Source organism: Luteimonas sp. MC1895 (genome assembly GCF_016457215.1).
Lineage (GTDB): Bacteria > Pseudomonadota > Gammaproteobacteria > Xanthomonadales > Xanthomonadaceae > Luteimonas.
Window position 1 is genome coordinate 761,267 of record NZ_JAEMDY010000001.1, and the last position, 18,727, is coordinate 779,993.

Here is an 18,727-nt window from a genome sequence, read left to right on the forward strand (position 1 = left end):
CCGCGGGCGCGTCAACGAGGCGCGAAACGCCCGGTGCGCAGACCGGGCGCCCGATCGGGCGTCCGGCTGCAGGGCGGCGCTCCTCAGGCGTCGCGGGCGCTCGTGTCATCCGCGCCGTCCGCGGACATGGTCACCTTGGTGGTCTTCTCCATCGTGCCTTCGGCCTTGCCGAGTTCGATGCCGGTTACCGGGTTGCTGCCCGGATCGGATGCGGTGCGCGCGGCCATCGCGGCGACCAGGCGCTCTTCCGCCGGATCCAGGCCCACGCCTGGCACGCCGTCGCCGCCATCCACCGCGGTGAAGGCGTCGGGATCGCTGACGTAGTCGAAGTTGTCGTCGCTGTTCCACGGACCACGCATGTCGCCGTCGCCCTGCGAGGTGTTGACGTACATCTCCTGGAACTCCGGCATCCCCGCCAGCTTGCCCGGCGGGAAATTCGGCTCGATCGCGTACAGCGCCTTCTCGAACGACTTCTGGTGCGCCATCTCGCGGGTCATCAGGAACATCAGCGCATCCTTGACGCCCGGGTCGTCGGTCACGTTGATCAGCCGCTCGTAGACGATCTTGGCGCGGGCCTCGGCGGCGATGTTCGAGCGCAGGTCCGCGGTCGGCTCGCCGATGCTGTCGATGTAGCCGGCGTTCCACAGCTGCCCGCCGGAGTTGATCAGCGCGGGGCCACCGCCGTAGAGCACCTGGGTCACGTGCGAGCTGCAGCCGTTGCCCTGCAGCGAGCGGAACAGCTCGCCTTCGGCCTCGACGCCCTCGGCCAGCCGGCCCTTCGCGCCCTTGTTGAGCATGCCGACCAGCGAACCGATCACCTCGAGGTGGCTCAGCTCCTCGGTGGCGATGTCGAGCAGCATGTCCTTGCGGCCCGCATCGTCCTCGGCCAGCGCCTGGGTGAAGTAGCGCATCGCCGCGGCGAGTTCGCCCTGCGGGCCACCGAACTGCTCCAGCAGCAGGTTGGCCAGCGCGGGGTTCGGTTCGGCGACGCGCACCGTGAACTGCAGTCTCTTGTTGTGGGTAAACATCGTTGACGCTCCTTGGGTCAGTGGTCAGTCGCGCTTCTTCTGGTCGCCCTTGTCGCCCTGGCCCGACCTGACGGTGGTTTCGGCCTTCTTCGCCTTGTCCTGCTTCTGCGAACGGCCGACGTCGTCCTGCTCCTTGAACTTGCCTTCGGCGTCTCGCCGCACGTAGCGGCTGTCGCCTTCGTTGGGGGTGATGAGCTCGCGCTTGGACATGGTTTCGACGCACCTTCGGGGGGGAAAGGACCCGTAGGGTTCTCCCCGCCACGTCAAAGGCGCGCGACGGGATGCGCAGCCCGGTATTCAGTCCCGACCGGGCGTAGGATGGGAGCGGGCTGCCAACGGGGAGGAACCCTCTGCATGCACAGCGGACTGGCGGATTTCATCGAAGGACACCGGGCCAGGATCGTCGACGAGGCGATCCTGTTCGCCAGGACGATCGAAGTCGGAAGCCCTCTCGACGATGTGGAGCTGCGCGACCACCTGCCTCAGATCCTGTCGACCATCGTCGAGGACCTGCGCACCCGGCAGACGCCCGCCGAGGAGATCGCCAAGGCCGAAGGGCGCTGCCCGTCGGACGTCAGCGACGAGCGGTCACCCGCGGCGACGCATGCCCTGCATCGCGCGCGCAGTGGCTTCAGCATCTCCGATCTCGTCGCGGAATACCGCGCGATGCGAGCCGCGGTGCTGCGTGCCTGGGCCCAGTCTCCGGAGGCGATCGGGGCCGCGCCAGCCGACATTACCCGCTTCAACGAAGCGATCGACGAGGCGGTGGCGGTCTCGGTGAAGTACTACGCGGAGGAAGTCGATCGCTGGCGCGCCATCTTCCTGGGCGTGCTCGGCCACGACCTGCGCACGCCGCTGACGGCGATCATGCTGACGTCCGAGCACCTGTCCCGCATGGCGATGGATGCCCCCGTCGCAAAGGCCGTGCAGCGGCTGATCAGCAGCGGCGAGCGCATGAGCCAGCTGCTGGACAGGCTGCTGGTCTACAACCGGGCCCGGATGGGCATCGGCTTCGACGTGCAGAGGACGCAGGTGGACCTTGCGCAAGCCTGCCGCGAAGAGATCGGGGTGCTGCTGCAGTCGATGCCCGAGGCCCGGGTCGAATTCCGCGCTCCGCCAGCCCTTGAGGGCATGTTCGACGCGGAAACCATCCGCGAGGCCCTCTCGAACCTGGTCGTCAATGCCTGGAAATACGGCCGCGACGGGACCGGGATCGGCGTCGAGCTGCGCGAAGCCGGCGAGGCCGGCGAGGCCGTGGAGATCGTGGTTTCCAACTACGGTGAACCGATTCCGCGGGAACTGCTGGAACTGATGTTCGAACCGCTGCGGCGCGGCGCGATGGCCAGCGACGAGCTGGAACGCGGAAGCCTGGGGCTGGGGCTGTTCATCGTCAGCCAGATCGCCAAGGCGCACGCCGGCACGGTCCAGGCCGACTCCGAGGACGGCACGACACGCTTCACGCTGCGGCTGCCGCGCTCTCCGGCTGCGTGAGACGCCGCGTCAGGGCGCGCGTGCGAGCGCGTCGCGCAGGGGCTCCAGGTCTGCATCGCTGACCGGACGCACCACCCGCACCAGCTCCTGGCCCGAGCGCATCAGCACCAGCGTCGGCCACAGCTTGACGCGCAGGGAGCGCCCCAGCGGGCGCCCCCGGCCGTCCTCGATCTTGATGTGCCCGACCCCCGGCCGTCGCGCAAGCAGCGCGCGGATGGCGGGCTGGGCGGCCTGGCAATGGCCGCACCACGGCGCGCCGAACTCCAGCAGCAGCGTGCCTTCCATCGCGTCCAGGTCGCTGCGCGCGGGTTCCTGCCCGGCGTAGTCCGCCTGGTATCGGCCGGGGCTGGTGGCGTCATCCATCGGCTTGCCTCAGTCGTGGCTGCGCAGCGCCGTCTCGATGTCCGGCAGCGGCGAATTGGTCAGGGTCTTCGGCACCTCCAGCTTCAGGCGCTGCTGGACCTCCTTGTGCAGCAGCGGGCGCATGCGGCCGAGCGTGGTCGGGTCGGCGATCAGCACCAGGTCCGCGTAGTCCTGCTTCAGCGCACCCTCGTTGAGCGCGTTCGCCAGCTGCTTGGCGAAGGTGGCCTCGTCGATCTGCGAGCCGGTGGACTCGTGCGGCATCCGGCCGGCGGGACCGTCGTCGTCCATGTTGACCAGCTCGCGCAGGTCGACCTGGTGGAGCGCGATCGCGCCCTTTTCACCGGCATTGCGGAACAGGCGGGCACTGGTGCCATCGGCCACGACCACGAGCGCTTCTGAGGGAACCTGGGCCATGCGGAACTCCGTCGGGAAGGAAGGACCCCACGTTGGCCGATGGACGGTCAATACGGCGTGACCCGTGTCATCTGCCGGTGCGCCGCGCGGAACCCGGGCGCCGTCCAGCCGTCGTCTTCGGCGTCCGGATCCTCCAGGTCGCCGACTTCGCGCGCCCGGTGAAGCCTGCGCCGAGGCGCTGGCCCAGCGTGCACCGCGCATCGACACCGCGCGGCGCATCCTCGCCGCATGGACCGATCACGACGCTTCCAGGCCGGGCCGACCGGCCTGCTCCTTGCCCTCTCGCTCGCCGCCTGCACCGGTGACGGCGAGGTCCCGTCGCCCGAACCGGCCGGCGCACCCAAGGCACCCGGCACCGCCGTGCTCGAGACCGGCGCCCGCGCACTGCAGGACACCGCGCCGGTGGAAGCGCTCGACATGCACCTGATCGGCTTCCATCCGATGAAGGACGCGCCGCACATTCAGATGGAGGCCCACCACTTCTGCCGGCAGGTCAACGAGGACTTCGCGCAGTGCGCCCTCTTCGACGGCAACGGTGCGGATGCCAACCTCAACGGGGTCGAATACATCATCTCCGAGGCGGCGTTCGAGCGCCTGCCGCAGGAGGAGCGCGCCTACTGGCATCCGCACAATGCCGAGATCCTGAGCGGCCAGCTGGTCGCGCCGGGCATCCCGGAAGCCGCGGAACACGCGCTGATGCGGCAGAAGATCAACAGCTATGGCAAGACCTGGCACACCTGGAATACGCGCCACGGCGTGGAGCCGGGCGATGCGCTGCCGCTGGGTCCGGCGGCACTGGCGTGGTCGTTCAACCGCGATGGCGAGCTCGATCCGGCGCTGCTGGCCGAACGCGATCGGCGCATGGACATCGACACCGGCGAGCGGCGCGAATCGCGGCGGGAGCTGCGCGACCTCGCGCGGCCGCAGTCCGGCGTCGACGCGCTGCGCGAGCACTTCCCCAAGGCGACGCCAATCGATGGGGTGCAGGAGGCTCAGCAGGCCGTGGGCGGTCACGCGGATGCACGACCCGCGGCGGCAGGACAGCCCAACGGTCGGCCGGATGCGCTGATCCGCTGATTCGACGCCGAGGCACTGGTCTCAGCCTGAAGCCATCTCCGCCTGCAGCCGCCGGTGATAGGGCCACAACGCCACCGCGCGGGCCACTACATGGATCACGAAGGCCGCCCACAGCCCATGGTTGCCCCAGGCTGCAGCCACGGGCCACGCCACCAGCAGGAAGACCGCCAGCGCAAGCAGCGCGGCATTGCGCATCTCGCGCGTGCGGGTCGTTCCGATGAACACGCCGTCCAGCTGGAACGCGGCGACCGACACCAGCACATAGAGCGCGGCCCATGGCAGGTGCAGCACCGCCGCTTCCCGCACGGCCGGCAGGCTGGTCAGCGCATGCACCGCCGGACCACCGGCGAACAGGATCGCCAGCGCCAGCAGCAGCGCCGTGGCCACGGCCAGCTCGCTGGTGAGTCGCACCGACCTCCGGAACGCGTAGAGGTTGCGCGCGCCCCACGCGGCGCCCACCTGCGCCTCGGCGACGAAGGCGAAGCCGTCGAGGAAGAACGCGCTGAACGACACCAGCTGCAGCAGGATGTGGTTGGCGGCTAGGGTCACGTCGCCGAAGCGCGCGCCGGCGCTGGCGAACCAGGCGAAGGCGAACAGCAGGCACAGCGTGCGCACCAGGATGTCGCCATTGGCCGACAGTGCCTGGCGGATGCGCGGCAGGTCGGCGATGCGCGACCACGCCAGCACCGGTCCGTGATCCTGGTGGCGTTCACGCAGCACGCGCCACGCCACCGGCAGCGCCACCGCGCAGGTGACCCATTCCGCGATCGCGGTTCCAAGGCCGATGCCGCGCGCGCCCATGCCCAGCGCGCCCGCGAACCACAGGTCGAGCCCGGCGTTGAGGCCGTTGAGCAGCAGCTGGACCAGCAGCAGCTCGCGGCTGCGTCCCAGCCCGATCAGCAGGCCGCTGACCGCGAACAGGCACAGCGCAGCCGGCGCGCCCCAGATGCGCGCGCGGAAGTACGCGCCGGACACCGACTCCACCGCCGCGCTGCCGTCCATCCAGCCGAAGTAGAGCCGCGTCACCGGCCACTGCAGCGCCAGCAGCGCCACGCCGATCCCGGCCGCCAGCAGCAGCGCGCGCGCGAACGCCGCGCGCACCTCGGCCTCGTCGCCGGCCCCGCGGGCCTGGGCGACGAAGCCGGTGGTGCCCATGCGCAGGAAGCCGAAGCTCCAGTAGACGAAGTTGAACAGCAGCGCGCCCAGCGCCAGCCCACCGAGCTCGGTCGCGGTTCCGTAGTGGCCGATGACCGCCGTGTCGACCAGGCCGAGCGCCGGCACGGCGGCGTTGGCCAGGATGATCGGCCAGGCCAGGCGCGCCACCGCGACGCGTGTCAGCCCTCCGTCGCGTCCGGCCAAGGCGCGCCTACAGGTTGGACGCGTCGGCTGGCACGATGGTGGACGGCGGCGCGGCGCCGTCTTCGACCTCGCTGGGCGGCGGACACGGCGCGCCCACGGTGTACGAGGTCATTGACAGTGATCCATAGGCCGGCCCTTCCACCAGCACGTCGGCGCCGTTCCCCGCCGCGGCGGCCATGCCGGCCAGGTACAGCAGCGGCAGGAAATGTTCCGGCGTGGGCGCGGACGCCGCGTAGTCGCGATGCGTGGCCAGCCCCGCGGCGTCACCCGGGCGCTCGGCCAGCAGCTGCTGCGCATGCGCGTCGAAGCGCTCGTTCCAGTCGAAGCCGGCGTCCGGCTGCCTCCAGTCCATCGCGCGCAGGTTGTGCACCACGTTGCCGCTGCCCACCACCAGCACGCCGCGCTCGCGCAGCGCGGCCAGCCGCGCGCCCAGCGCCACGTGCCAGTCGGGCGGCTTCTGCGCGTTGATCGACAGCTGCACCACCGGGATGTCGGCGTCGGGGAAGGCGTGCACCAGCACCGACCAGGTGCCGTGGTCGAGGCCCCAGCCATCGTGGTCCGGACCGACGAAGTCCGGCTTCGCCACGTCGGCGACTTCCTCGGCCAGCTCGGGCAGGCCGGGCGCCGGGTAATCGACCTCGAACAGCGGGCGCGGGAAACCGTAGAAGTCGTGGATGGTGCGCGGCCGCGGCATCGCGGTCACCGCCGTGGCGTTGACGTACCAGTGCGCGGACACCGCCAGGATCGCGCGCGGCCGCGGCACCGCGGCACCGAACGCGCGCCAGGCTTCGGTGAAGCGGTTGCGCTCCAATGCGTTCATCGGGCTGCCGTGGCCGAGGAAGGCGGCCGGCATCAGGGGCTGGATGGCCATGGGGCGACTCCGGGCGGGGTGATGCTGCAGTCTACGTCCAGCCCCGCTACAGCCGCTCGACGGCGGTCGCGCGCACCAGCACTTCGTCCTGGTCGAAGCGCTGTTCCAGCGTCCCGCGGTAGTTGCGCCACCAGGCATGGTCGACGTTGTCGACCATCACCTCGAACAGCACGACGTCGTCGCGCTGCACCTCGCCCTCATCGTCCTCCCACAGCCCGGCGGCCGGCGCGCGGGTGAACGCGGTGACGCCGCCGAACACGTCCGCGAGCTCGGCGCGGACGCTGTCGTACAGGGCCTTGGGGAACGCCGCGCCGGAGTTGTCGCGCAGCGGGAGGAAGAGTTCGACGAGATGCATGGCGGAGGCGAGAATCCTGCAGCCGGTGTTCCGCGGTCGTGAATGTGCTGACGAACCTGCGTCCCTGGCTCGCGCCTGGCCGGCTCAGCGCATCGCAGGTTGCGGTCGCACCCACGGCGCGAGCAGCCGCAGGCGCCGGGGACGGCCAGCGAGCACGAGCGCGGTCGCGACGGCCGCCGCCGCGATCAGCATCACCCACACCAGCACCGCCATGGTGGCGTGGTCGCTGCCGAGGCAGCAGGCCAATGCGAGCAGCACGGCACTGCCGCCCAGCCAGCGCAGGCGCGCGAGCTGGGCCGCGGAGGGCGGTGCGCCCCAGGCCTGCAGTGCGTGCACGGGCATGGCGAGGGCCAGCCAGCCCATGCCGGCGAAGGCGCAGGCTGCGGCGGCGAGCAGCCACGTGGTGGCGCCGGGCTCATGCATGTCCCGGATCCCGCGCAGCCGCTCCGGACAGTCGCGCCGCACGCTGCACGGCGGCCCGAGGGACGCCTTGTTCAGCCGGAACCGCCCGGGCGCGCTGGCCCAGCCAGCGTGCCGTGAAGCCTGCAATGGCCGCCACGGCGAGCAGCGCCAGGTCCACGCCCGCCACCGGCCAGTAGCCGTCCGCCAACGTGCGCAGCAGATGGTCGCCGGTCGTGAGCCCGTTGAGCATCACCGCCGCAACCGCCAGCGCGGCGATCGCCCAGGTCTGTTCGCGCCATGCGGGATTCGGAAATCCCTTGGCCACCGGCGCGCTGCGCCAGCCGGCGTGCAGCAGCGCCAGCGCCCAGGTCAGCCAGAACGCGCGCTGCTCCCAGTCACCGCGCGCGGGCAGGTCCACGGGCAGCAGGCGATTGGCGATCAGAATGCCGAGCGTCGCCACCACCATGCCGGTCACCGTGGTCACCGCCAGCGCATCGACCACGCGTGCGCCCTGCACGCCGCGCGCCGCGTGCTGGCGCTTGCGCTTCTCGACGAAGAACACGAAGCCCGTCGCGATGCACACCGCGCCCGCCAGCCCGCCGAACACGTACAGCCAGCGCAGCAGCCAGTGGCGGAAATGCTGCAGGTGCAGTCCGGTGAGGAACTCGGCCACGCGGCCCACGGCGGTCGGCGGCGGATCGACGCGGATCAGTTCGCCCGTCGCGGCCTTGAAGTGGATGCCGTCGCCGACCAGCGCGATGCGGTCGGTGCCGGCGCGGTACACGCTCACATAGCCGTTGGCATCGCCCACGTGCATCAGCACCAGGAAGCCGACGTCACCCGCCTTGCCCGCCGCCTCCCAGCGCGCGCGCGCGTCGGCCACCATCGCGTCGACGTTGGCGAGGCCACCCGGCACGCCGGCGCGCTCGTGCGGCAGGCCGGTCTGTTGCGCTTTAAGTGCGGCGGCGCGGTCGTGCAGCTCGTGCAGCTGGGTGTGCCCGAGCGGGAAGTAGTAGGTCGCCGCGAAGATCAGCAGCCCGGTCAGCGCGAAGAAGAAGTGGAACGGCAGCGCCACCACGCCGGTCAGGTTGTGCAGGTCGAGCACGCTGCGCAGCCGCTGTTTGCCCGGCCGGAAGGTGAAGAACTCGCGGAAGATCTTCCGGTGCATGACCACGCCGCTTACCAGCGCCGCCAGCATCACCAGCGCCGAGAAGCCGACGATCCAGATGCCGAGGTTCTTCCAGTCCAGCGTCAGGCCGTAGTGCATGGGATAGAAGAAGCCGCTGCCGACCTTCAGCCGGTCGTCGGGCAGCACGTGGCCGTCGCGCGGGTCGACGGTGGCTTCGGCATGGATCTGCTCACCGGGGTGCCTGGCGTTGGGCACCTCGAAGCCGGCGAACAGCGCCACCACCGGGTCGCGGTGGGTGGTGTAGGCGCTCCAGTAGGCGATGGTGTCGAAGCGTTCGGGCAGCGCGCCGTTGGCGCGCGGGCGCATGGCGTCGATGGCCTCGGGCGTCGGCTGCATGCGCTCGAAGGCCGGGCGCAGCACGGCTTCGTACGAGGGCATCGGCTGCGGCTCGATGCGCGTGGCCGGAATCGCCCAGCGGTCAAACTCGCGGTCGAACACCGACAGCGCGCCGAAGAAGAACGCGGCCATCAGCACGAAGCCCAGCACCAGGCCGAACCAGGTATGCAGCCAGGCCATCGCCTGGCGGAAGGTGGCGAACATCGGCTGCATCCTCCTCAGATCAATGCGGCCTGTACGGCCGAGCCCACGCCGGCAAGTAGCGCACCGCCGCCCAGCAGCACAGCCCACACCGGCCACAGCCGACGTGCCGCGATCGCCCACAGCAGCGCGCCGAGGAAGGCCAGCACGCCAACGAGGCTCGACAGGAACTCCGCGTCGTGGAAGCCCATGCCGGCCGCGACCGCCAGGCTGGTGCACGCGGCCACCAGGCCCCAGGCCAAGCCGTAGCCGCCGAGCACGGCGGCGGCGAGGCGTGCGAGCACAGCCAGCCGCGTCGAGACAGCGGGCGTGTTTGCTGCGTTGCGCACCGCATGCCTGGCGCGTACAGCTCGGGTAGCCGACGGAGCGGGCGTGGCGGGCGTGGCGGGCGTGGCGGGCGTGGCACGCGACGGCATCAGAACCTCCAGTCAAGGCTGAGCGTGTAGTTCGCGGGCGCGCCGTAATAGCCGCTGTAGCGCAGCGTGTTGATGTACTTCTCGTCGGTGATGTTGTTGGCGTTGAGGCGCAGCGTGGCGTCGGGCGCGAAGTCCCAGGCGACGAATGCGTTCGCCACCGCGTAGCTGTCCTGGCGCACGCGGAAGCCGCTGGCTTCGGTATTGAAGATGCCGCTCTGCCAGCGCCCGCCAATGCCCCAGGACAGCGCCTCGTAGGCCGGGAAGCGCCCGCTCAAGAGCAGGTTGGCCGTGCGGCGCGGCACCCAGGGATAGGTGTCGCGGCCGTCGAGGCCGTCCAGCCGCAGCGCGGTGTAGCCGGCAACGAGATCCAGGTGATCGGTGATCCGCCCCACCGCCTCCAGCTCCACGCCCTTCGAGCGCACGTCCACCGGCGCATAGATCGCCATGCCGAACTCGTTGTACTGGCCCGTCGGCGTGGCCAGGCCTTCCTGGTCGGCCTTGAACACCGCCACCGTCGTCAGCAGCCGCCCGTCCAGCCAGTCGGCCTTGATGCCCGCCTCGTAGTTCACGCCCTGGCTGGCGTCGAGGTAGCGGTCGTTGGCATCCACCTGGTCCTGCGGCTGATGGATATCGGAGTAGCTGACATAGCCGAGCACGCGGTCGGTGAAGTCGAAGGTCAGGCCGCCGTAGGGGCTGGTGTGCTTCGTGGTCTGGTCGAAGCCCAGGTCATAGGAATTCCCGCTGCGGCGGTAGCGCGCGTGGTTGGCGCCGACGATGGCCTTGAAGCGGTCGGTGAGCGCAATGCGCGTGGCCGCGAAGGCGCGCGTGAGCTCCTGGTCGAGTTCGGAGTAGAGGTTGGGCTCGCTCCAGTCGGGCTCCGGGATGGCGTTGGTCGGATACGGAAACGGTGGCAGCGGACCCCAGGCGGGTGACGAGAAGTCCGCGGTGCGCTCGCGGTTGTCGGTGGTGCTGCGCGCGCGGGCGAGGCCCACCATCGCCTCGTGCTCGCGCCCGAACATCTGGAACGTGCCGTTGAGCGTGGCGGTGCCGAGGTGCGCCGTGGCTTCGTCGTCGCCGCCCCAGGGATAGCCGGACAGGCCGAGGCCGGTCTCCGGATCCAGGCCCGTGCCCAGACCATCGAAGGCGTAGAACATGCGCTCGTCGCCGGTGTTGCGGCGGTAGTTGTAGGAGAGCTTCAACTGCCAATCGTCGGCCACGTCGTGCGTGTACTCGGCGAAGGCCGTGTGCGCGGTGGTGTCCCAGTAGGTCCAGTCCTGGGTGGTGCTGGTATTGCGCGGCCATTCGCGCTGCGTGCCGTCGCTGTTGGTGAAGGGCAGCGCGCCCCACATGATGCCGTCGGACTCCGCGCGCTGGTACGACCAGCCCAGCGTCAGCGTGCCGCGATCGCCGACCTGCCCATCGACCACGCCGTAGAAGAAGTCGCGGGAATTCTCGTTGGCGCGCAGCCAGGAATCGCCCTGCTCGTGCGCGGCCACCACGCGCCCGGCCCAGGTGCCATCGGCGGTGAACGGCGTGGAGTAATCCACCTCCGCGCGCAGCGTGTTCCAGGAACCGTAGGACAGGCCGAACCGACCCTCGCGTTCATTGGTCGGCCGCTTGCGCACGTAGTTGATGGTGCCCGCCGCGTTGCCCACGCCGGTCAGCAGCCCGTTGGCGCCGCGGATCACCTCCACCTTCTCGTAGCCGGCGGCATCGACCGCGCCGGTGGTGGTGCCCCAGCCGTTGGGGAGGCCTACGCCGTCGACCTGCGTGTTGAGGATGTCGAAGCCGCGCGCGCTGTAGCTGGTGCGGTTGGTCTCCCACTCGTCCACGCGCACGCCCGTGGCCAGGCGCAACGCGGCGTTGACGCTGTTGGCGCCGAACTGGCGCATCTGCTCGGCGGTGACCACGCTGATGGACTGCGGCGTCTCGCGGATCGAGAGGTCGAGGTTGGTGGCGCCATTGCTGACGCGGTTGGCGCGCTGGCCGACGACGCGGATGGTGTCGAGGTCGGTGGCGGCGAGGGTGCCGGTGCTGATGGTGGCCTCGGCCGCGGGCTGGGTGGCGAGCTCGGCGGACTGGGCCGCGGCCAGGCCGGGAGCCGTGGCGAGCATCAGCGGCAGGGCGAGCGCGATGGCGGCGCGGAGCGCGCTGGTGCGGAACGCGCTGGCGCGGAACGCGGGATCGGTGATGCGATCGCGGAAGGGCCGCGAAGGGATCTGGCAGGTGGGGGGCATTGAGGGTCGCTGGTTGTCGGACGAGGGACGAGCCCTGTGTCCGCTGGCGACCTCAGCTGGCGGGACGAATCGGGTGCATAGGCAGCCGACATGGCGTCGGCCGAGGCCCATTAGATGCGAACGATTCCCATTTTGCAATCCGAACGGCAGCGTCCACCGCGCCGGGATGGCGGATCGCGCCCGGTCAGGCGTATGCGGCCGAAGCTGCCAGCTTGGGCGATGATGGCCATTGCTTGACCTCCCCCACCACCCTCCGCAGGCGCCCCATGGATCCCGCCCCGCAGCCCTCGCCCCTTGGGGCCCCGTTGCCAGCCCGCAGCCGCGTACTGCGCACCGTCCTCATTGCGTTGCTTCTGGGCGCCGTGGCCGTCGGCGTCGCCGGCCTGCGCGGCGCGTTCGGCAATGGCGCAGAACACCGCGCCAGCGCGATCGTCGACACCATGCAGGGCGGCGGTGAGCCGATGCATGCCGGGTTCCGCCGTGCCCACGCACGCGGGCTGTGCGTATCGGGCCGCTTCATCGCCTCGGGCGACGCGGCGGCGCTGTCGTCGGCGGGTCTGTTCGCCGCCGGCGAGTCACAAGTGCTGGGGCGGATGTCGATCGGCGGCGGCAGCCCGGTCGCACCCGAAGCCAGCGCCGGCGTACGCAGCATGGCCCTGGCCATCACCCAGGCCGATGGCCAGCAGTGGCGGATGGCGATGAACACACCGCCGGTGCTGGCGGTCGGCACGCCCGAGGCCTTCCACGACCAGCTGCGCGCGATGGCGCCCGACCCCGCCACCGGCAAGCCGGACCCGGCGCGCATCGCGGCGTTCTTCGAGGCCCATCCCGAAAGCGCCGCGTTCCGCGCGTGGCAGGCGGCCTACACGGCCAGCGACAGCTGGGCGAACACGCAGTACCACGGCATCAACGCCTTCGTGCTGGTCGATGCGCAGGGCCAGCGCCAGCCGGTGCGCTGGACGATGGTGCCGGAGGCCTCGTTCGTGCCGCTGGGCGACGGCGCGCACTCCGATGACGCGCTGAGCCGCGAGTTCCAGCAGCGCCTGGCCGACGGCCCGCTGCGCTGGACGCTGCGCCTGCAGCTGGCCGAACCCGGCGATCCTGTCGACAACGGCGCCCTGCCCTGGCCTGACACCCGCCGCACCGTGGATGCCGGCACCGTCGAACTCACCTCCGCCCGTCCGCAGGAGGGCGGCGACTGCAACGGCCTCAACTTCGACCCGCTGGTGCTGCCGGAAGGCATCGAGCCATCCGACGATCCCGTCCTGCACGCGCGCCGCGCCGCCTACGCCGAAAGCCTGCGCCGGCGCGCGCGCGAAACCCTGCTGGAGGGCGCGCCATGACCCGCTACCCCTTGTCCGCGCGCCTGCTGCACTGGGCGATGGCCGCGTTGCTGCTGTCGCAACTCAGCCTGGGCGTAAGCATGGTCGACCGCTGGCAGATCTGGACCACGCCCGCCATCCAGCTGCACAAGGCCTTCGGCGTATTGGCGCTGGTGCTGGTGCTGCTGCGCCTGGCCAACCGCCTGCGCTTCCGCGCTCCGCCGCTTCCGCACAGCATTCCCGCGCTGCAGCGCGCGCTTGCGCGGGCCAGTCACTGGGCGCTGTATGGGCTGATGCTGGCGCTGCCGCTCACCGGCTGGGCGATGCACGGCGCCGCCGGACTGCCGGTGCGCGTGGGCGGATTCGTGCTGCCCGCGCTCATGGACGCCGACCTCGCCCGTTATGGGCTGCTGCGCGAACTGCATGCATGGCTGGCCTATGGGCTGCTGGCCCTGGTGCTGGTGCATGCCGGTGCCGCGCTGCACCACGCCTGGGTGCGGCGCGATGGCGTGTTCGACCATATGGCATTCGGCAAGCGGCGGGCCGTGGACTCCAGCCCAGCCGACACGCCGCCCGGTGCTGCGCGGACGCCTCCGCCGCGCTGAGACGTCCGCCGCCGCATCACCGGGCCGGGCTCAGTACATGACCCGCAGGGTCAGGCCCCAGGTCCGCGGCGCACCGAGGAAGGCGTTCCACGACCCGGTCTGGATCGGCGCGTCGAAACCGACCTGGCTGTAGGTCTCGTCGGTCAGGTTGCGGCCCCAGAGCTCCACCGCCCAGCGGCGGTTGCGCGAGCCGAGCACGACGCGCGCATCGACCACGGTGTAGGCCTCCTGGAACTTCTGTGGATCGAGGTCGGAGCCGGTGTTGTGGTCGCCGGTGTAGCGCGCGCCCAGATACACGCGGCCCAGCATGCTGTCGGCGAAATCCCACTCGTAGGTCATCGACGCATTGGCCTGCCAGCGCGGCATGAACCCCGGCGTCGCCCCGGGCAGCAGCACCAGGTCGGCGTCGGGCAGCAGCTCGCTGCCGAACTCCGCGTCCAGGTACGTCGCGCCGCCCTGCAGCGACAGGCCGTACACCGGCGTCTGCCACATCAGGTCGAGGTCGAGGCCCTGGCTCCTGAGCTCGGGGATCGAACGCACCACGTAGCTGGTGCCAAGGAAGCTGTTGAGCTGGAAGTCGGTGAAGGTCTGCTGGAACAGCGCGGCGTTGAGCAGCAGGTTGCCGCCGGCCAGGGTCGACTTCAGGCCGAGTTCGTAGCTGTCGACGAACTCGCCGGGGAACGCGGTGTCGACCACCGGAGTGATGCCGGCATCGCCCGACGACAAGCCGTTCGACGACTGCACGCGGTCCAGGTTGAAGCCGCCGGCCTTGTAGCCGCGCGCCGCCGACGCATAGGTCATCAGTGCATCGCTCCAGCGGTACGACGCCCGCAGCGAGCCGGACCATTCCTTCTCGTCGCGCTCCTGCCAGGTGTCGCGGCCGTTGTGCATCACGTTGCTCCACGGCAGGCACATGTAGCCGATGACCGTCGGCACCAGGCCGGCGATGTAGGGCCCGGGCACGCCGCGGCCGGCGAGCGCCGCGCCGACCTGGGCCGGATTGGCCAGGCCGTTGAGGCAGCCAATGCCGCCGTTGGGGTTGGACAGCTGCGAGCGCAGCGTCTTGCTCTCGTCGGTGTAGCGCGCGCCCAGGGTGATGTCGAGCGCGTCGGTGGCCCGCCACACGTTGTTGGTGAACAGCGCCGTGCTGCGCGCGTTCTGCTCGAAGTGGTCGTGGCTGCCGCCGCCGACGAAGGTCGAGCCGAAGGGCCGGCCCGCCGCCTGCGACAGGAACAGGAACGGGTTGCTGGTGTCGACCAGGCCGGCCGGGAACGCGTTGGCGATGTTGTTCAGCAGCGCGATCGACAGGTAGGACTCGTAGGCGCCGCCCATGGTGATGCTGTCGTTGCGCACCAGGTCCTCGTCGGCATAGAAGGCGCCGACCATCCAGTCCACCCGCTCGCTCGAGCCGGTCAGGCGCAGCTCCTGGCTGAAGGTCTCGAAGCCGACGTCGTTCAGGCCTTCGCCGTAGGGGCGGACCCAGATCGGCGCCGTGGTGAAGTCGAGATCGCCGGAGTTGAGGTTGGTCCACTCGCGCATGGCCGTGATCGAGGTCAGCGTGGCATCGCCCATCCATGGCATGTCCCAGTCGACCTGCACCGATACGCCCTTGTCCACCACGGACTGGCGGCTGCCGTCGTTGCTGTAGGCCAGGCGACGCTCGGGATCGGGCACGGGAATGACGCCCGCGCCACCGGCCAGGGCATCGACGATGGCGGCGGTGGGGCCGCGCGTGGTGGTGACCGCTGCGCAGCATTCCTCGTCGCGGCTGGCGAAGTCGGCGATCATGCGGATGCGCAGGCCATCGGTCGGCTCGAGCAGCAGCTGGCCACGCAGGCCGTGGAAGTCGAGGTCGTTGTCCTCGCGGCTGGTGCGCGGCCCCGCGCCGGTCTCGACGTCGAGGAAGCCGTCACGCCAGCGCTTGACACCATAGAGGCTGAACGCCGCGGTCTCGCTGAGCGCATCGTTGTAGCTGGCCGACACGCCGAACAGGCCGTAGTTGCCGGCGGTGAACTCGGCTTCCGCGCTCTGGGTGTACGACGGCGCCCGCGTCACGACATTGACCAGGCCGGCCGAGGTGTTCTTGCCGAACACCGTGCCCTGCGGGCCCTTGAGCACCTCCACCCGCTCGACCGGACCGAGGTCCCCGAAGCCCACGCCGTTGCGGGGACGGTAGACGCCGTCGATCACCACGCCCACCGACGATTCCAGGCCCGGGTTGTCGCCCACCGTGCCGACGCCGCGCAGGCGCACCGTGGTCTGGCTTTCCGAGGCCGTGCTGGTGACGCTCATGCCCGAGACCAGGTGCTGGAGTTCCTTGATGTCGCGCGCGCCCGCATCCTGCAACAGCTGCTCGGGCAGCACGCTCATCGTGATCGGGACGTCCTGCAGCGCCTCCTCGCGCTTCTGCGCGGTGACGATCAGGCCGTCGAGCGTGGTCGCCCGTTCGTTGTCCGCAGGCGCCTCCCCCTGGTTGCCCCCGTCCTGCATGGGGGTGGCCGCCAGCGCGCTCGTCGCGAAGCCGGCCAGCGCGCATGCCACTGCCGCGGCGAGCACGTTGCGATGGATCGTGTTTCCGTTCATGGGTCTACCCTCCCGTAGTCCTGCGTTGGGCCCTCGCTGGTCGCTACCGCCTGCGGCGACCCGGAAGCCTCGAATGTTTGCCTGTGCCGCGTGTCTTCCTGTTCTGCCGCGTCCCCTGCGTACGTCCGTCTCCTCCCTCCTGGCCACCTCGCGCCGTGGACGCGGGCCGCCGGTGTTGCCGCTACGCCGCCTCCGCCCGTGCAAGCCCATGCAGCGCACGCAGGTGCTCGTCGGTCGTCCCCATGCGCAGCTCGAAGGCCAGCAGCCGCCGGAAGCAGTGGCTGACATCGAGTTCATCGGTCATGCCCATGCCGCCGTGCAGCTGGACCGCCTCCTGCCCGACCCGCCGCGCGGCCTGGCCGACCACGACCTTCGCCCCCGACACCGCCTCGCGCCGCGCCTGCGCGTCGTCGCCCAGGCAGGCCGAGGTGGCGAGATAGCTCATCGAACGCGCCTGCTCGACCTGCATGTACATGTCCGCCATGCGGTGCTGCAGCGCCTGGAAGCGGCCGATTGGCGTGCCGAACTGCACGCGGTCGCGTGTGTACTGCACGGTGGTGGCCAGCGTGCGATCGAGCACGCCCAGCGCATCGGCGCACAGCGCCGCGAGTCCATGGTCGAGCGCCTGCTCCAGCGCCGCGGAGGCCTCACCCCCCAGCCGCGCATCTGCCGGCAGGTGCAGATCGAGTTCGATGTCCGCAGCACGCTGGCCATCGACCGTGCGCAGCGCCCGCAGCTCCATGCCTTCGGCATCGCGCTCGACCAGGAACACGCCGCTGCCGTCCTGCGTGCGCGCGCTCACCAGCAGCCAGCGCGCCATTGGCGCGTGGTAGACGCGCGCCTTGCGGCCATGCAGGCGCCAGCCGTCGCCATCCGGCTCGGCGGTGGTGCTGCGCGCATCGAACCAGCCGCCGTCCTCGTCGTGTGCCAGCACCGCGACCGCGTCGCCGGAAGCCAGCGCGTCGAGCAGCATCGTGCGCCGTTCGCCCTGCCCCAGCAGCGAGATGACGCGCGTGGCCAGCACCGCGCTGGAATGGAAGGGTTCGAGCAGCAGCCCCGCGCCGGTGGCCTGCGACACCAGCATGGTGCCGACCGGGCCGGCGCCGATGCCGCCATCGGCCTCCTCGATGTCGAGCGCGAGCAGGCCCAGGTCGGCCAGCGCCCGCCAGGTGTCGGCCGACCAGCCGTCCTCGCCGGCGATGGTCTTCGCGCGGTGCTCGAGCGGATAGTCGGACGCGAGATACCGCCGGATCGAGTCATGGAGCATCTGCTGTTCTTCGGTGAAGGAAACATCCATGCGTCGTGACCTCAGAGTTGCAGGACCATCTGCGCGATGATGTTTCTCTGGATCTCGTTGGATCCGCCGTAGATGCTCAGCTTGCGCAGGTTCATGTAGTGGCCGACGGCGCGCGGCACGTCCTCGCCGTCGCCCTCGTATTCCAGCGCGCGCGCACCCAGCGCCTCGACCTGCAGCTCGGTGATGCGCTGCAGGATCTCGGTGCCGCGGATCTTGAGCATCGAGGCCTCCGGTCCCGGCGCCTGCTGCCGCGCCTCGCCGAAGATCACGCGCAGGTTGGTGACCTCCAGCGCGCGCAGCTCCAGCGCGACCTGGGCGATGCGCGAGGCGAACACCGGGTTGTCGGCCAGCGGCGCGCCGTTGCGACCGGCCTCGCCGGCCATGCGCCGCAGCCGCGCCAGTTCGCGCCGGCTGGCACCGATGCCGGCGATGTTGGTGCGTTCGTGGCCGAGCAGGAACTTGGCGCAGGTCCAGCCCGCGTTCTCCTCGCCCACCAGGTTTTTCACCGGCACGCGCACGTTGTCGAAGAACACCTCGTTGACCTCGTGGCCGCCATCGAGCAGGCGCGTTGGCTGCAGGCGGATGCCCGGCGTGCGCATGTCGATGAGCAGGAAGCTGATGCCGCGCTGCGGCTTGGCGGCCGGGTCGGTGCGCACCAGGCAGAAGATCCAGCCGGCATGCTGGCCGAGCGTGTTCCAGGCCTTCTGCCCGTTGACCACGTAGTGGTCCCCGTCGCGCTCGGCGCGGGTCTTGAGCGACGCCAGGTCCGAGCCGCTGCCGGGCTCCGAATACCCCTGGCACCACCAGTCGCTGCCGTCGAGGATCCGCGGCAGGAAGCGCTGCTGCTGCGCCGGCGTGCCGTAGCGCATGATCACCGGCGCCACCATCTTCAGGCCGAAGGGCAGCTGGATCGGCGCGTCCGCCGCGGCGCACTCGATCTCGAACAGGTACTGGCGGGTCTTGTCCCAGCCGGTGCCGCCGAACTCGCGCGGCCACATCACCGCGCCCCAGCCGTGCGCGTGCAGGATCTCCTGCCAGCGGCGCAGGTCGTCGGCCACCTGGCTCTCGTCGCCGCGGCGCACGCGATCGCGGATGTCGTCCGGCAGGTGCGCGGCGACGAAGGCGCGCACCTCGGCGCGGAACGCGAGTTCATCGGGACTGAAGTTCAGGTCCATGCAGGC

General features: G+C 70.6%; 18 protein-coding genes. 4 read left to right on the plus strand and 14 right to left on the minus strand.

Features of this window, described 5'->3' with window-relative positions; translation table 11 throughout:
* Window positions 1-83 precede the first annotated feature (83 nt).
* Together JG616_RS03320 and JG616_RS03325 are read right to left on the minus strand one after the other, a co-directional pair.
* Window positions 84-1,028 carry a manganese catalase family protein gene (locus JG616_RS03320; protein ID WP_199391674.1) on the minus strand — a complete coding sequence of 315 codons (945 nt, stop codon included), beginning with the start codon at window positions 1,026-1,028 and terminating at the stop codon, window positions 84-86.
* Between the two features lie 24 nt (window positions 1,029-1,052).
* Complete coding sequence (locus tag JG616_RS03325; protein WP_199361097.1) at window positions 1,053-1,238, minus strand: hypothetical protein; 186 nt, start codon at window positions 1,236-1,238, stop codon at window positions 1,053-1,055.
* A gap of 144 nt (window positions 1,239-1,382) precedes the next feature.
* On the opposite strand from JG616_RS03325, the gene JG616_RS03330 reads away from it, so the two are divergent.
* A complete protein-coding gene (locus tag JG616_RS03330; RefSeq protein WP_199361095.1) occupies window positions 1,383-2,519 on the plus strand; it encodes a sensor histidine kinase in 1,137 nt (378 codons plus the stop codon).
* Between the two features lie 9 nt (window positions 2,520-2,528).
* Here JG616_RS03330 and JG616_RS03335 read toward each other — a convergent pair whose 3' ends face one another.
* The gene (locus JG616_RS03335; protein ID WP_199361092.1) at window positions 2,529-2,882 is read right to left on the minus strand and encodes a thioredoxin family protein; all 354 of its coding nucleotides are present in this window, start codon (window positions 2,880-2,882) and stop codon (window positions 2,529-2,531) included.
* Window positions 2,883-2,891: 9 nt separating this feature from the next.
* Window positions 2,892-3,296 carry a host attachment family protein gene (locus tag JG616_RS03340; protein WP_199361089.1) on the minus strand — a complete coding sequence of 135 codons (405 nt, stop codon included), beginning with the start codon at window positions 3,294-3,296 and terminating at the stop codon, window positions 2,892-2,894.
* Window positions 3,297-3,524: 228 nt separating this feature from the next.
* Here JG616_RS03340 and JG616_RS03345 point away from each other — a divergent pair, with 228 nt between their 5' ends.
* On the plus strand, window positions 3,525-4,373 hold the full coding sequence (locus tag JG616_RS03345) for an OBAP family protein (RefSeq protein ID WP_199361086.1): 849 nt from the start codon (window positions 3,525-3,527) through the stop codon (window positions 4,371-4,373).
* Window positions 4,374-4,394: 21 nt separating this feature from the next.
* On the opposite strand, the gene JG616_RS03350 is transcribed toward JG616_RS03345, so the two are convergent.
* The 7 genes from JG616_RS03350 to JG616_RS03380 all read right to left on the minus strand — a co-directional run bounded on the left by JG616_RS03350 (window position 4,395) and on the right by JG616_RS03380 (window position 11,739).
* On the minus strand, window positions 4,395-5,732 hold the full coding sequence (locus JG616_RS03350) for an MATE family efflux transporter (protein WP_199361084.1): 1,338 nt from the start codon (window positions 5,730-5,732) through the stop codon (window positions 4,395-4,397).
* Between the two features lie 7 nt (window positions 5,733-5,739).
* On the minus strand, window positions 5,740-6,603 hold the full coding sequence (gene ygiD / locus JG616_RS03355) for a 4,5-DOPA dioxygenase extradiol (protein WP_234446594.1): 864 nt from the start codon (window positions 6,601-6,603) through the stop codon (window positions 5,740-5,742).
* A gap of 46 nt (window positions 6,604-6,649) precedes the next feature.
* On the minus strand, window positions 6,650-6,958 hold the full coding sequence (locus tag JG616_RS03360; RefSeq protein WP_199391675.1) for a hypothetical protein: 309 nt from the start codon (window positions 6,956-6,958) through the stop codon (window positions 6,650-6,652).
* Between the two features lie 84 nt (window positions 6,959-7,042).
* Complete coding sequence (locus JG616_RS03365; protein WP_199391676.1) at window positions 7,043-7,381, minus strand: DUF3325 domain-containing protein; 339 nt, start codon at window positions 7,379-7,381, stop codon at window positions 7,043-7,045.
* Window positions 7,374-9,089, minus strand: a complete 1,716-nt coding sequence (locus tag JG616_RS03370; protein ID WP_199391677.1) for a PepSY-associated TM helix domain-containing protein — start codon at window positions 9,087-9,089, stop codon at window positions 7,374-7,376. The genes JG616_RS03365 and JG616_RS03370 overlap by 8 nt, the downstream gene beginning before the upstream one ends.
* 14 nt (window positions 9,090-9,103) lie before the next feature.
* Complete coding sequence (locus JG616_RS03375; protein ID WP_343224968.1) at window positions 9,104-9,370, minus strand: iron uptake protein; 267 nt, start codon at window positions 9,368-9,370, stop codon at window positions 9,104-9,106.
* 131 nt (window positions 9,371-9,501) lie between these two features.
* Window positions 9,502-11,739: a TonB-dependent siderophore receptor gene (locus JG616_RS03380; RefSeq protein ID WP_234446593.1), complete on the minus strand. Its 2,238-nt coding sequence runs from the start codon at window positions 11,737-11,739 to the stop codon at window positions 9,502-9,504.
* A 362-nt stretch (window positions 11,740-12,101) separates the two neighbouring features.
* Here JG616_RS03380 and JG616_RS03385 point away from each other — a divergent pair, with 362 nt between their 5' ends.
* Together JG616_RS03385 and JG616_RS03390 are read left to right on the plus strand one after the other, a co-directional pair.
* The gene (locus JG616_RS03385) at window positions 12,102-13,082 is read left to right on the plus strand and encodes a catalase family peroxidase (protein WP_343224969.1); all 981 of its coding nucleotides are present in this window, start codon (window positions 12,102-12,104) and stop codon (window positions 13,080-13,082) included.
* Window positions 13,079-13,666: a cytochrome b gene (locus JG616_RS03390; protein ID WP_199391679.1), complete on the plus strand. Its 588-nt coding sequence runs from the start codon at window positions 13,079-13,081 to the stop codon at window positions 13,664-13,666. The genes JG616_RS03385 and JG616_RS03390 overlap by 4 nt, the downstream gene beginning before the upstream one ends.
* 30 nt (window positions 13,667-13,696) lie before the next feature.
* On the opposite strand, the gene JG616_RS03395 is transcribed toward JG616_RS03390, so the two are convergent.
* From JG616_RS03395 to JG616_RS03405, 3 genes are all read right to left on the minus strand, one after another.
* A complete protein-coding gene (locus JG616_RS03395) occupies window positions 13,697-16,249 on the minus strand; it encodes a TonB-dependent receptor (protein ID WP_235972860.1) in 2,553 nt (850 codons plus the stop codon).
* 181 nt (window positions 16,250-16,430) lie between these two features.
* Complete coding sequence (locus JG616_RS03400; protein WP_199361071.1) at window positions 16,431-17,546, minus strand: acyl-CoA dehydrogenase; 1,116 nt, start codon at window positions 17,544-17,546, stop codon at window positions 16,431-16,433.
* An 11-nt stretch (window positions 17,547-17,557) separates the two neighbouring features.
* The gene (locus JG616_RS03405) at window positions 17,558-18,721 is read right to left on the minus strand and encodes an acyl-CoA dehydrogenase family protein (RefSeq protein ID WP_199361069.1); all 1,164 of its coding nucleotides are present in this window, start codon (window positions 18,719-18,721) and stop codon (window positions 17,558-17,560) included.
* Window positions 18,722-18,727: the final 6 nt, after the last annotated feature.

Bases quoted from the DNA above. Each gene is read 5' to 3' on its own strand.
- JG616_RS03320 (WP_199391674.1), bottom strand. From the start codon at position 1,028: ATGTTTACCCACAACAAGAGACTGCAGTTCACGGTGCGCGTCGCCGAA.
- JG616_RS03325 (WP_199361097.1), bottom strand. From the start codon at position 1,238: ATGTCCAAGCGCGAGCTCATCACCCCCAACGAAGGCGACAGCCGCTAC.
- JG616_RS03330 (WP_199361095.1), top strand. From the start codon at position 1,383: ATGCACAGCGGACTGGCGGATTTCATCGAAGGACACCGGGCCAGGATC.
- JG616_RS03335 (WP_199361092.1), bottom strand. From the start codon at position 2,882: ATGGATGACGCCACCAGCCCCGGCCGATACCAGGCGGACTACGCCGGG.
- JG616_RS03340 (WP_199361089.1), bottom strand. From the start codon at position 3,296: ATGGCCCAGGTTCCCTCAGAAGCGCTCGTGGTCGTGGCCGATGGCACC.
- JG616_RS03345 (WP_199361086.1), top strand. From the start codon at position 3,525: ATGGACCGATCACGACGCTTCCAGGCCGGGCCGACCGGCCTGCTCCTT.
- ygiD (WP_234446594.1), bottom strand. From the start codon at position 6,603: ATGGCCATCCAGCCCCTGATGCCGGCCGCCTTCCTCGGCCACGGCAGC.
- JG616_RS03360 (WP_199391675.1), bottom strand. From the start codon at position 6,958: ATGCATCTCGTCGAACTCTTCCTCCCGCTGCGCGACAACTCCGGCGCG.
- JG616_RS03365 (WP_199391676.1), bottom strand. From the start codon at position 7,381: ATGCATGAGCCCGGCGCCACCACGTGGCTGCTCGCCGCCGCAGCCTGC.
- JG616_RS03370 (WP_199391677.1), bottom strand. From the start codon at position 9,089: ATGTTCGCCACCTTCCGCCAGGCGATGGCCTGGCTGCATACCTGGTTC.
- JG616_RS03380 (WP_234446593.1), bottom strand. From the start codon at position 11,739: ATGCCCCCCACCTGCCAGATCCCTTCGCGGCCCTTCCGCGATCGCATC.
- JG616_RS03390 (WP_199391679.1), top strand. From the start codon at position 13,079: ATGACCCGCTACCCCTTGTCCGCGCGCCTGCTGCACTGGGCGATGGCC.
- JG616_RS03395 (WP_235972860.1), bottom strand. From the start codon at position 16,249: ATGAACGGAAACACGATCCATCGCAACGTGCTCGCCGCGGCAGTGGCA.
- JG616_RS03400 (WP_199361071.1), bottom strand. From the start codon at position 17,546: ATGGATGTTTCCTTCACCGAAGAACAGCAGATGCTCCATGACTCGATC.
- JG616_RS03405 (WP_199361069.1), bottom strand. From the start codon at position 18,721: ATGGACCTGAACTTCAGTCCCGATGAACTCGCGTTCCGCGCCGAGGTG.